The sequence below is a fragment of the Plantactinospora sp. A48 genome, from assembly GCF_055793945.1.
The window spans coordinates 25,962-38,421 of record NZ_JBTIXF010000061.1 but is presented as its reverse complement, the minus strand read 5'-3'; the positions used below and the strand labels follow the sequence as shown (position 1 = coordinate 38,421).

The window sequence follows — 12,460 nt, the reverse complement described above, 5'->3', positions numbered from 1 at the left end:
TGGCCCTATAGTCCCACTCCTCTTTCCCCCCCCCCCCCCCCCCCCCCCCCCGGTCCGCCGGTCGCGGTGCCGCGCACCGCGCCGGTGTCGGTGGCCGGGCCCCGCGCGGTGCCGGCGCCGTTGGCGCTACCGCTCGCGGCACCGGTGCCGGTCGCGGCGTCGCCCGTCGCGCCGGTGTCGGTGGCCGGGCCGGTGTCGGAGGTGACCGGGTCGGTGTCGGAGGTGACCGGGCCGGTGTCGGGGGTGACCGGGCCGGTGTCGGGGGTGACCGGTGTGGCCGTCACCGGAGCACCTCGGCGTAGCGGTCATCGATCAGCGCCGTCATGTCCGGCCGGCTGGGAATCAGGTCGAGGTCGGCGAATCCGTCGGCGATGCCCTGCAGTTCCGTGCCGACGTCCGGGGTCACCGGTGCGAGCGGCTTGGCGCTGCGGGCCAGGGACCGCTTGGCGACGGCTTCGTCGATCTTCAGTTCCGGAGCCAGGACCCGGGCCCGCTCGTCGGGGTTGGCGATCCCCCACTCGGTGGTCTGGCGCAGCGCGCCGAGGAACCGCTGGATCTTGTCGCTCCTGGTCCGGAGCGCCGCCGGCGAGGCCAGGAGGTATTCCCGGTTGCTGGCCAGCCCGGTCGCGTCGACCAGGACCTTGACCCCCGGGCGTTCGGCGAGGGCGAAGTAGGGGTCCCAGATGATCCAGGCGTCGACCTGACCGTTGTCGAACGCCGCCCGCCCCTCGGCCGGTTTGAGGTACCTGACGTTGACGTCGGTCGGCCGCAGGTGGTTGGCCGCGAGCAGCCGGACCAGCAGCCAGTTGACGTTGGAGCCCTTGTTCAACGCGATCGTCCGGCCCCTGAGGTCGGCGAAGCTGGTGAAGCCGCTGCTTTCGCGTACGAGCACGGCCTCACCGCCGGGCACCGGCGCCGAGGTGGCGACGATCTTGAATTCGGTCTTCGCAGCCGCCGCGAAGACCGGCGGCGCCTCCCCCGTCTCACCGATGTCGATGGCGCCAGCCTTGAGCGCCTCGGTCAGCGCGGGGCCGCTCTCGAACAGTGACCACTTCACGTCCCCGCCGGTGCCGCGGGCCTTGAGCAGGCTCTCGCTGCCGTAGCGCTGGTATCCGACCCGCAGCGGGCCGTCGCTGGCGGCGGCGTCGGACGTCCCGTTCCCGCAGCCGACCACGGCGCCGAGGGCGACCGTGGTGGCCAGGCAGGCGAGGGCGGCGCCGAACCGCTGGAGGGGGCCGCGGGTACGCATGGTTGTGCTCCTTGACTCGATCGCTCAGTTGATCTCTGCGGGTACCGGTCGGCGGAACAGCGCTTCGGCGAGCCGCTCGGCGTGTTCGTCGGCCCACTCGGCGACGACCTCCGCCGGTGCGGCGAGCCGGGACTCCAGGACGGCCAGCGGTGGCACCGGCAGGTCGGCGCCCAGCTCGGCGAGCAGCAGCCGCAGGGCCGTGGCCGTGGCTTCGGTGTGGGCCGGTGACGCGGCGACCGCCACCGGCAGCGCGACCGTGCCGGACAGCTCCCCCGGCCCGAACCGGTCGAGGAAGATCTTCAGCAGGCCGGTGTAACTGCCCTTGTACGCCGGTGTGGCCACCACCAGCAGCCCGGCCGCCCGTACCGGCGCGAACGGGTCGGCCACCGGGGCGATCGGTTGGGCGGGCCCGGGCCCGAACGACACCCCGACCAGTTCGGCCAGTTCCAGCACCGTGGGTCGGCCCAGCGCACCGCCGGTCGACCCGAGCCGACCGGACAGTTCCGCGACGACCGCGTCGGCGAGGGCCCGGGTACGCGAGCCCGCTCGGGGGTTGCCGATCAGCTCGACGACCTCGACGGTGGGTGTGCTCATGATTCTCCCTGCTGGTCGATGTGGTCGGTCCGGACGCTCGGGGCGGATGGTCAGGGCGCCGCGACGGGGACCGGTGCCGAGGCGAACGGAATGCCGACCGGCGGCGGGTCCCCGACGGCGGCCGGATGGCTCCACAGCCCCCGGGCCCGCAGGACCGGCAGGACGCCCTCACCGAACCAGTACGCCTCCTCGACGTGCGGGTGGCCGGACAGGACAAACTCGGTGATGCCGAGCCGGTGATACTCCTCGATGCGGTCGGCGACCTCCGTGTGACTGCCGACCAGGGCCGTGCCGGCGCCCCCACGGACCAACCCGTAGCCGGCCCACAGGTTGGGGGCGATCTCCAGGTCGTCCCGCCGCCCGCCGTGCAGGGCCAGCATCCGCCGCTGGCCCTCGGACTCGCTGCGCGCCAGCCCGGCCTGCACCTCGGCGATGGCGGCCGGGTCGATGCCGTCGAGCAGCCGCCGGGCCTGCACCCATGCCTGTTCGGCGGTGTCCCGGCTGATGACGTGCAGCCGGATGCCGTGCCGCACCGTGCGGCCGGCCTCCGCCGCGAGTCCGTTGATCCAGGCGATCTTCCGGGACACCGCCCCCGGCGGCTCTCCCCAGGTGAGGTACACGTCGGAGTGCCGGGCCGCGACCCCGCCGGCGGCCGGTGACGAGCCACCGAAGTAGACGGCCGGGGTCGGGTCGGGGACCCGGGACAGCCGGGCGCCCTCCACCCGCAGGTGCGCGCCGGTGAAGTCGACGGTCTCACCGCGCCAGAGGGCCCGCACGATGTGCAGGAACTCGTCGGTACGCGCGTACCGGGTGTCCTTGTCGAGGAAGTCGCCGTACGCGCGCTGCTCATGGCTCTCCCCGCCGGTGACCACGTTGAGCAGCAGCCGTCCCGCCGAGTGCCGCTGGAACGTGGCGGCCATCTGCGCGGCGAGGGTGGGCGCGACCATCCCGGGCCGGAAGGCGACCAGGAACTTCAGCCGCTCGGTGACCTCGACCAGCATCGCGGTGGTCAGCCAGGCGTCCTCGCACCAGGCCCCGGTCGGGGTCAGTGCGCCGACGAAGCCGAGCTGTTCGGCGGTGCGGGCGATCTGGCCGAGGTAGGCGAGCGTCGCGGGCCGGGCGCCGGCGGCGGTTCCCACGGGCACGCCGTGCCCACCGCCCACGATGTCCCGGCCGTCGCCGTAGGTGGGTAGGAACCAGTGGAAGGTCAGGGTCATCGGTACCTCGTCCGGACGCTTATCCGATTAAGTCTACCGGGAATATAGGGTATCTATCCCAGACCCATCCGCCCCGATCCCATCATCTGGTCGACCCGCGCTCGACGGCCCCGGCGCACACGCGAACGGCGGCCGACAGCTCGGGTGAGCTGCCGGCCGCCGTTCGGCGGTACGCCGGTCTTCCGGCGCGGACCTCAGGCTGTCAGCCGCGGATCCACTGCTGGTTGCTGCCGCCGTTGCAGGTCCAGAGCAGCACGGCGGTGCCGTTGGCGGTACCCGCTCCGTTGACGTCCAGGCAGAGGCCCGAACCGACGCCGGTGATCGTGCCGTCGGAGTTGATCCGCCACTGCTGGTTGGTGCCGCCGTTGCAGCTCATGATCCGGACACGGGTGCCGTTGGCGGTGCTGGGCACGTCGAGGCACTTGTTGCCGTACACGGTGAGCTGGTTGCTGGAGGTGGCCGTCCACTGCTGGTTGGCACCGCCGTTGCAGTCCCAGATCTGCACGGTCGCCCCGTCGGACTGGCTGGCGCCGTTGACGTCCAGGCACCGGTTGGAGCCCGCGCCCCGGATCGGGCCGGTCGGGCCCGGGTCCGTGGAACCACCGACCGGGGTGATGGTGAGGTTGTCGAACTGGGCGGTGACCCCCTGGCCGGTGCCGTACCCGACCTGACCGGCGACCCAGGTGGAGTCCGACACCGTACGGACCGTGGTGCCGTCGATGGCCGCCGTGAGACTGCTGTTGTTGAGCGTCAGCGACAGGTTGTGCCAGCGCCCGGTACCCAGTGCCGAGACGTTGCCGCTGGCCAGGGTGCGCCAGTTGCCGCTGGTGTTGTTGCTCAGGATGGACCAGGCACCACCGTCGGTGACCCGGAAGTAGTACGCGTTCTCGTTCTGCGGACCCTGGTGGTTGTACGTGTTACCGCGCCCGATGAGCTGGGCGTAGCCGGACTTCTCCAGCATGACGTCGGAGGAGACCGTGTAGTTGCGCCAGCTCAGATCGCCCAGCAGCGTGAACGGCTCCGCCTGCCCGGAGGTCCAGTAGATCGGCTTCTGGTCCGACATCTGCCGTACGCAGTTTCCGGTGTGGCCCCCACCGCAGGCGGCGATCTCGAACGACCCCTGCTGGTCCATCAGGTACTTGGCCTCGCGGCCGACGGCGTAGCTGTCGAAGTCGTCGCTGTACGGCAGCTTCAGGGTGCCCTGCGCCGGGCTGGCCGCCGTGCCCTTGCCCTGCCCGGTCGTGGTGGTGAAGCTGTAGACGTAGCCGGGCTGGACGGTCAGCGAGAAGCGACCGCCGTTCGGGGTGATGTCGTTGTTGCGGACGAAGTAGTCGGCGCTGTTGTTCGACCGGAGGTTCGTCGAGAAGACGTGCACGGTGCCGGTGGACAGCCCGCCCGCGACGGTGAAGTCGAGGGTCTGCGCCCCGCCGGCGTCCATCGTCTCGATGATGGTGCTGTAGTCGCTGTTGTTCGGCGACTTGAGCGAGACGTAGCTGCCGTTGTTGCGGTTCCCGCCGATGTAGCCGCTCGACGAGTCGAGGTAGCGCCAGCCGGGGGCGGTGAACTGGGTGGTCTGCCCCATCACCCAGGCGTTCTTGCCGATGGAGTAGTTACCGGACCACGGCTGCTGCGCCACCGCCACGCCGGTGGTCGCCCACGGGATGTTCGGGGTGATGGCGGCGATGACGGGCCAGTTGATGTAGCCGGTCATCTTGCCGTCGATGTAGTCCCGGTTGATGCCCCGGGCGAGCGCCTGCGCCCCGCCGTTGTAGTCGTCGGACCCGTTCTCACTGGCCCACAGCGGCTTGCCCGTCGAGATCGCGTTGTTGGAGCTGGGGCAGCTGCTCTGCGCGCTGCGGTAGCCGCAGACGTAGTGGCTGCCGAACACCTGCACGGCGTTGGCGAACGCCGGGTCCCGCAGCGACTCGTCGGCGGCACCCCAGCCGAAGTCGTCCGAGGCCACGATCTTGATGCTGCTGTAGCCGTGGGAGTTGAGCGCCGAGCGCAGGTTCTTGTACCAGCCGGAGTTGTAGCCCTTCTCGTTCCAGCCACCGAGGTAGTTGATGGTCAGGTTGTGCGTACCGGCACAGTCCAGCCAGGCCACGAGGTAGTCGATCGAGTCCTGGGACCAGAAGTTGCCGTTGCCGATCCAGCCCGGAGCGCCCCACGCCAGGCCCGCCAGTTGGATGTTGGGGTTGCGCGCCTTGGCCTGCTCCATCAGCCACCACTCGTAGCCACGGTTGCAGTTCACACTGCCCCGGGTGTGCTCGTGGCTGGGTTCCGCCCCGGAGGTCGAGTTGGTGTCTCCGCCGATCTCCACCTTCATCAGCTGCATCGCGGCGCCGTACCCGGGCTTGAACAGGTAGTCCAGGATGTCGCTGCGCTGCGGTTCCGGATAGTCGATCAGCAGCCGGCTGTTACCGCCGCCACCGCTGACCGCGCCGATGCCGTCGAGCGCCCGGCCGCCAGAGCTGCCGTTGATGGTGATCGCGGTCGCCGCCTCCGCCGGGGAGACGGACCCGATCAGCACACTGGCGGCCGCCACCACGGTGCAGGCCAGCGACACCGCGACCCGGCGCGGCCGCGACGCGGTCCGCCACAGCTGACGGCCGGTCCGATCCCCGCCGCGGATCCGCGGGTGGCGCACTCTGGCAAACATCCGATTCGCCCTCCTTCGACGTACCCGCCCGAAAGCCCCGAGCCGCGAGCCGACCGCTCGCACGTGGCGATCAGTGCGTCACATCATGATTACGTTGATGATCTCCTATATATAGAGACGTCATATGTTAGGCATCGCCGGCCGTACTGGTCAACGCCCGGAGAGCCACCACCACCATCGAGCAGATCCACCGTCGTCGACATCGGGCGGCGCCCGGACCCCGGGAAAGATCCGATGTCCCACCCCACCGACCGGTCCGGTCGGCGGGGTGGGACGAGGTCAGCTGGCCCGTTGGTAGCTCCGGTACGCCCGGGCGACCAGGAAGCCCATCACGACCGCCAGGCCCAGCAGCAGCCCGGCCCGGTCGAGCACCAGCCCCCAGTCCGGATCGGCCCGCAGCGCCTCCCGACTGGCCACCGCGGCCCAGTCCACCGGGTTGAACCTGGCCACCCGGGCCACCCAGCCGGGCATCAGGGCCGGGGCCATCATGACCGAGGAGAGGAAGGTCAGCGGGAGAACCAGGAACTGCGCCACGGCGATCAGCGCCTCCTGCTGGCGTACCAGCAACGCGACCGCGTCGGACAGTGCGGTGAAGGCCATCGCGAGCAGCACCGAACAGACCAGCACGACCAGCACCCCGCGGGCCCGGCCGGGGTAGCGGGCACCGGCCGCCAGCCCGGCGCCGAACACGATCAGCGACTGTACGACGGTGACGATCGTCTGGTACGCCAGCGCGCCACCGACCAGCGCGCCCCGCCGTACCGGGGAGGTGAGCGCGCGGTCCAGCACCCCCCGTTCCATGTCCTGGATGATCGAGACGCCGCTCCAGCCGGCGGACATCATCGCGGTCATCACCACCACGCCCGGGGTCAGGTAGGCCACATAGGAGCCGTCACCGAAGCCGGGTAGCACGGCGACCCGCCGGAAGAGCTGGCCGAACAGCAGCAGCCACACCATCGGCTGCACCAGGTTGAACAGCAGGTACATCGGTTGGCGGGACAGCGTACGCAGGGACCGGGCCGACAGCAGCCCGGTGTGGGTGAGCGTGGTGGTCATGCCCGCACCCCCGCCCGTACGGCGCCGGCCTGGTGGGCGTCGGAGAAGCTGCGGCCGGCATGACGCAGGTACACGTCGTCGAGCGAGGGACGGGCGACGCTGACCGCGGTCAGCTCGACGGTGGCGGTGTTCAGCGCCGCCAGGACGGCGGGCAGCACGACGGCTCCGTTGGCGACCCTCGCCCATAGCTCGGCCCCGTCGGTGTCCACCTCGGCGACGGCGGGCAGCGCGGCGACCGCCTGGCGAGCCCGCCCGGCCTGCGTCCCATCCGCCAGCCGCAGCCGGACGGTGTCCCCGTCGAGGTCGTTCTTGAGTTGTTCGGGGGTGCCGGCGGCGACGACCCGGCCGGCGTCGACGATCACCAGCTCGGCCGCGAGCTGGTCGGCCTCCTCCAGGTAGTGCGTGGTGAGCAGCACGGTCAGGCCGTCCCGCCGGGCCAGCCCGGCGATCTCCGCCCACAGGTCGAGCCGGGCCTGCGGGTCCAGGCCGGTGGTGGGTTCGTCGAGGAACAGCACCCGGGGCCGGTGCATCAGCCCCATCGCGAGGTCGAGCTTGCGTTGCATCCCGCCCGACCAGGTGCCGGCCGGGCGGCGGGCGGCCGGAGCGAGGTCGAAGCGCTCCAGCAGTTCCTCGGCCCGCTGCCGGGCCGAGGTGGCGGACGCGCCGTGGATACGCCCGTGCAGGACCAGATTCTCCAGTCCGGTGCCGATCGGGTCGAAGGCCGGCTTCTGCGACACGTACCCGATGAGCCGGCGGACCCGGTCCGGGTGCCGCCGCACGTCGACGCCGGCGACCCGGGCCTGGCCGGCGTCGGGGGTGGAGAGGGTGGTGAGGATCCGGACGGTGGTCGACTTGCCGGCGCCGTTCGGGCCGAGCACCGCGAAGACGATGCCGGGACGGGCCGAGAAGGTGACCCCGTCCAGCGCCCGGACCTTCCGGTTGCCTCTGCCGTACGTCTTGACGAGGTCGACCGCTTCGATGGCGCGGTCCGCTGCGGACATGCGTACTCCTTCTGGAGGGCCAGCCGGGTGGCCAGCCGGTGAGGGTGGAAGGAGCCGGGGTGTGGCGGAGGCGAGCACAGACCCCGGTCAATCGCCTGAGGAGAACAGCATCCTGGCGATCATGAGCATCATGGTCACGAACCCGGCGACCACGGCGAGCCAGGACCAGGCCCAGCCAACCGTCAGGGTCAACGCCACGAACGCGGCGATGGCCAGCAACCAGGTGCTCAACACGTACAGGCCGAAGCGCGCGGCGGCGGCCGGGTCCTCGGTGAACCGGTTCCCCACCTGGGCGTGGGACGCCTGCATCCGCAACACCCACTCCTTGTGCCGGTTGGTCTGGGTGGCGCCGAGCCAGGCCAGCAGTGCGGCCGACGCGACGATGCCGAGCCCGCCGGCGACGGCCCAGGGCAGGTCCCGTTCACGCAGGTAGAGCCAGCCGGCACCGAGCCCGGCCACCGCGAGGAGCGCGCCGAGGCCGTACCCGAGGGCGCGGCCGGTCGGCATCGGATGGTTGCTGGTCGTCTCCTGCCGCAGCGCGTCGGCGGTGACCGCACCGGCCGCCAGCGCGAGGGCGACGACCGCGACGACCTGGCCGCCGAACGGGATGTCGAGCAGCGTGGCGGCCAGCGCGAGCACCGCCAGCCCGGCCACGACCACGGCCGACAACACGACCGTACGGACGGTGAAGGCCGGGTTGGGCCGTACCCGTGGGGGCGTCCAGCCGGGGCTCGTCCGCTCCGGTTCGGCCGGGAAGCCGTCGAGGATGTCGCGTACGTCGCCCAGCTCCTCGACCGCCTGCCGGGCAGCCGTCTCCGGCACCACCCCGGTGGCCGCCAGCTCGGCCGTCCGGGCGACCAGATTGGCCCGTACCTCCTCCTTGAGGTCCCGCCGGTCCTGGGTCATCTCGATGCCGGCGAACGCCTCGTCGAGCAGGCGATGCACGTGCATGCCGCCCGCGCTGTCGTTGGGGATGGTCACGATGACCGCCTTCCGGATGCCGGGTCCGTGGACCCGGTGCCTGCGTCCAGGCCGAGCAGTGAGTCGATGACGTCACGGGTGGCCGTCCACGCCGCGACGTTGCGGCGGTAGACGGCACGGCCGGCGTCGGTGATGCGGTAGTACTTGCGGCGTCCCCCCTGGCTCTCGTCGCCCCAGTAGGCCTCGATCAGGCCGTCCTTGGTCAACCGGCGGTACGTCGCGTAGAGGGTCGCTTCCTTGATCTCATATCGCCCGCCGGTCGCGTCCCGGATCCGCTTGAAGATCTCGAAGCCGTAGCTGTCCCCGCCGCGCAGCACCCCCAGCACGATCGTGTCGGTGTGCCCACGCAGCAGGTCGGCGGCGAGGACATCCCCGCTCGACGAGGCACCGCCCGGCGCGTTATCAACCATGGCTAGTACTGTAACAGATACAGTAGTTGGCGTGATAGTGGCCATGGCCAGCGAGACGACCGACAGTCAGGCCGCCGGCCCTCGATGGCGGGCCGGTGCGCTGTCCAGGACGGTTTGCCGGGTCGGTACGGCGGCACCGGCAGCTCGCCGACAACACCGTGAGTCACGATGCCGGCGGACATCACATCCCTGACACTCGGTAGTCCCCCGGCAGGGCTCGCCCACCGCCCGCTCCCCGCTTTGCAATGCTTCCCTCCCGGCGACACCAAGGCTGGGCTGCGGTGATGCCGATTGCCGGGTTCCTTCGGATCGGACCGTCGGTTACGCACGGTGCCTGTTGCCTGGAGGGAAGCATTGCAAAGCGGGGCGGAGGCACCGGGGCGAGGGCCAACCGGCGCTCACTTTCGGTGAGCGGGCACCGGGAGATGGTTCGGTGGCCCGGTGAAGGCTTGTGCACGCCGCACCAACCTGGCGGAGGTCCATCACACGCCGCGCCGGGCCGCCCGACGATGCGGACGGCCCGGCGGGTGTGGTCAATCAGCCGCGCAGGGTCCACCGCTGGTTCGCGCCACCGTTGCACGACCAAAGGATGATCTTCGTGCCGTTGGCGGTACCGGCGCCGTTGGCATCGATGCACAGTCCGGACTGGCCGTTCGTGATGGTGCCGTTGGAGTTCACGTTCCACTGCTGGTTGAGGCCGCCATGGCAGTCCCAGATGATGACCGTGGTGCCGTTGGTCGTGCCAGCCCCGTTGGCATCCAGGCACTTGTTGCCGTAGACGGTCAGTTGCTTGCTGGCGGTGTAGGTCCAGCGCTGGTTCGTGCCACTGGAGCAGTCCCAGATCTGCACCTGGGTGCCGTTCGTGGTCGTCGAGTTAGGCACGTCGATACAGCGGCCCGACTGGCCACCCACGAGCTGCCCGCCCTGCTGAGGGTTGCCGCCGCTCTGCTGCCGGACGAGCGAGGTCGACTCGGCCGAGCGGTTTCCCTGCGCGTCGACGACGTAGAGCCGGTAGTCGCCCTGTGTCGTCGGCACGGCGATGGAGGTGGCGGTGCCACTCGCGCTGGTCATCGTCGGGCCGGCGACGAAGGTGGTCGTGCCGAGGGGAGCCAGCCAGACCGTGCTGGTCGCGTCGCCGGTGCTCCGGATCGGAACCGACGCCGTCCCGCTGGTGACGAAGGTGCTGGCCGGTAGGACGTAGTTCGGCTTCGACAGGTTGCTCGCCGGAATGATGTCCCGGAACGAATCCTCCAGCCCGGAGTTCGCGGCGATGTTGTAGGCCGCCGCCGGCCAGACGTAGTCGGAGGAGACGAGGATGTCCTGGATCGTGCTGTTCGGCAGGTTCTTGTTGGAGACCTTGTTGATCGGCCCGTACGTCTGCGTGATGCTCAGATCGTGCTTGCGGCCGAAGTCGTCGGAGTTGATGAGCCAGGTGACGTTCTTGTCCACGCTCAGGACGTTGTCGCGGAACGTGATGTACGCCGAACCCTCGTCCGGGTGCAGCCCGTACTTGTGACCGGACGGGACACCCTGCAGATAGTTGTTGGTGATCATGGTGCCCGGCTGGCTGCCCAGCGTGTAGATGGGAGCCGTGTCACCGAGGCGCTGCACCGTGTCGATGATGTGGTTGTAGCTGATGTTGTTGTTTCGCGCCGTCGTGGTGGGCCGGTTCGGCGCGATCGAACCCGATGATCCGTCGAAGTTCCACCAGCCCCAACCGAGGGTGATACCCGCCCACGGAGCCTTCTCGATCCGGTTGTGCTGGATGGTGAGCGTGTCGGCGAAGTACGCCGAGATGGGGCTCTGGCCGTTGAACAGGACCGCACTGTCGTAGATGTAGTTGTTCTTGATGTCGATGTTCTTCGGCAGCCCCTCGACCTGCGTGGGGAACTTCTCCCGGTTGGTCGACGTGTAGTCCCCGATGTAGACGTGCTGGGGATGGCCGACGGTGATGGCCGATCCGGCGATGTCGTTGGTGAAGTTCCCGATCAACTGCGTGTTCTGCACGTCGTTGATCATGTTGATCCCGTCGGCGCCGGTGTGCTGGACCCGGTTGCGCTGCAGGAGGATCCCGTCCGCGTTCTGCAGGTAGATGATGCCGGGCGTGACGTCGACGTTGCGGTAGTAGTAGACGTGGAAGTTGCCTTTCGCGTACGCGAAGGCGCTCAGATTGCCCTGTTGTGCCTGCTTCAGGATGGAGCCGGCGACGTTGACCAGGTTCCAGTCGGAGTGCTGCACGGTGAGACCCGAGAACGTGATGTTACGGGCGTGGTTGCTCGTCGAGGTGCCGGCGACCCGCAGCAGCGTGGTCACGTTGTTCGGCGCGTACACCGAGGCGGTCGACATGTCCTCGGTGTTGCTCTTGTAGTAGTACAACGTCTGGCTGCTCTTGTCGAAGTAGAACTCACCCGGCGTGTCCAGGAACTCGTAGGCGTTCATGACTTTGTGCGAGCCACCCACCTGGGCGTTGCCGTTGTACGCGCCCTGGGCGATGGCCGCACCGGGCTGCTGGAACATGGCCACCCGGTTCGCGCCGTCGGAACTCGTGGTCACCTGGCGGACTCCCACGATGGCCGTGGTCCAGGTCGTCGCCGTCTCGATCTCGATGTCGTCCTGGTTGCGGGCGATCGAGGGGAAGTCGCTCAGGCTGTATTTGGCACCAGCGCACTGCGAGCCCGATTCCCAGGCCCAGTCGGCCTGTCCGGCCGTGATGTTGTACGTCCCGTAGCACCCCGCCGAGTTGATCGTCTTCGAAGCCATGTACGCCCGCTTGTCATTGACGTAGAGCGTGCGCAGCTTGTTGGCCCGGTCGAGGGGCGCCTTCCAGATGTTGCCGCTGTGCTGGGTCCACCCGGTTACCTGGGTTCCGCCTTCGAGGATCGGCGTCTCATTCGGGTAGGCGGCATAGACGACCCGGTAACCGTTGGTGCCGGAGTCGCTCGGCCCGAACTCGATCGTGCTGCTCACCGGGTAGGTTCCACCACGGAGATAGACGTTGATGTCGCCCGTCATGTTCGAATTCACGGTACGAACGACGTCCCGCGCGTGTTGGACCGTCCTGAACGGGGATTGCATGGTTCCCGGATTGGCGTCGTTACCGTCCGGGGCCACGTAATATGTTTCCTGGGTTGCCGCCGCAGCTGGCAGCTGGTCGTCAAGCATGACCGGAAGTGCGGCAGAGATGAGCACCGCGGCCGTCAGCAACGACCTTCGAACGGTGGACACCGTCGACTTCATTAATTGTTCCTCTCAATCGCCTTCGACCCGGGATATTCATCGGGCGACAAGGAAGG

General features: G+C 69.4%; 9 protein-coding genes. All 9 read right to left on the bottom strand.

Annotated elements, in window-relative coordinates:
- Positions 1 to 280 precede the first annotated feature (280 nt).
- Positions 281 to 1,249 carry an aliphatic sulfonate ABC transporter substrate-binding protein gene (locus ACXN5W_RS24645; RefSeq protein WP_473160744.1) on the bottom strand — a complete coding sequence of 323 codons (969 nt, stop codon included), beginning with the start codon at positions 1,247 to 1,249 and terminating at the stop codon, positions 281 to 283.
- Between the two features lie 24 nt (positions 1,250 to 1,273).
- Complete coding sequence (locus ACXN5W_RS24640; RefSeq protein ID WP_473160743.1) at positions 1,274 to 1,843, bottom strand: NADPH-dependent FMN reductase; 570 nt, start codon at positions 1,841 to 1,843, stop codon at positions 1,274 to 1,276.
- 50 nt (positions 1,844 to 1,893) lie between these two features.
- Positions 1,894 to 3,060: an LLM class flavin-dependent oxidoreductase gene (locus ACXN5W_RS24635; RefSeq protein WP_473160742.1), complete on the bottom strand. Its 1,167-nt coding sequence runs from the start codon at positions 3,058 to 3,060 to the stop codon at positions 1,894 to 1,896.
- A gap of 202 nt (positions 3,061 to 3,262) precedes the next feature.
- Positions 3,263 to 5,719, bottom strand: a complete 2,457-nt coding sequence (locus ACXN5W_RS24630) for a ricin-type beta-trefoil lectin domain protein (RefSeq protein WP_473160741.1) — start codon at positions 5,717 to 5,719, stop codon at positions 3,263 to 3,265.
- Positions 5,720 to 5,998: 279 nt separating this feature from the next.
- A complete protein-coding gene (locus tag ACXN5W_RS24625) occupies positions 5,999 to 6,775 on the bottom strand; it encodes an ABC transporter permease (protein ID WP_473160740.1) in 777 nt (258 codons plus the stop codon).
- Positions 6,772 to 7,776, bottom strand: coding sequence for an ATP-binding cassette domain-containing protein (locus ACXN5W_RS24620; RefSeq protein ID WP_473160739.1), 1,005 nt, complete (start codon positions 7,774 to 7,776; stop codon positions 6,772 to 6,774). The genes ACXN5W_RS24625 and ACXN5W_RS24620 overlap by 4 nt, the downstream gene beginning before the upstream one ends.
- 87 nt (positions 7,777 to 7,863) lie before the next feature.
- The gene (locus ACXN5W_RS24615; RefSeq protein WP_473160738.1) at positions 7,864 to 8,757 is read right to left on the bottom strand and encodes a permease prefix domain 1-containing protein; all 894 of its coding nucleotides are present in this window, start codon (positions 8,755 to 8,757) and stop codon (positions 7,864 to 7,866) included.
- Complete coding sequence (locus ACXN5W_RS24610; RefSeq protein ID WP_473160737.1) at positions 8,754 to 9,167, bottom strand: PadR family transcriptional regulator; 414 nt, start codon at positions 9,165 to 9,167, stop codon at positions 8,754 to 8,756. Before ACXN5W_RS24610 ends, ACXN5W_RS24615 begins: the two co-directional genes overlap by 4 nt.
- Positions 9,168 to 9,704: 537 nt before the next feature.
- Positions 9,705 to 12,404, bottom strand: a complete 2,700-nt coding sequence (locus tag ACXN5W_RS24605) for a ricin-type beta-trefoil lectin domain protein (RefSeq protein WP_473160736.1) — start codon at positions 12,402 to 12,404, stop codon at positions 9,705 to 9,707.
- Positions 12,405 to 12,460: the final 56 nt, after the last annotated feature.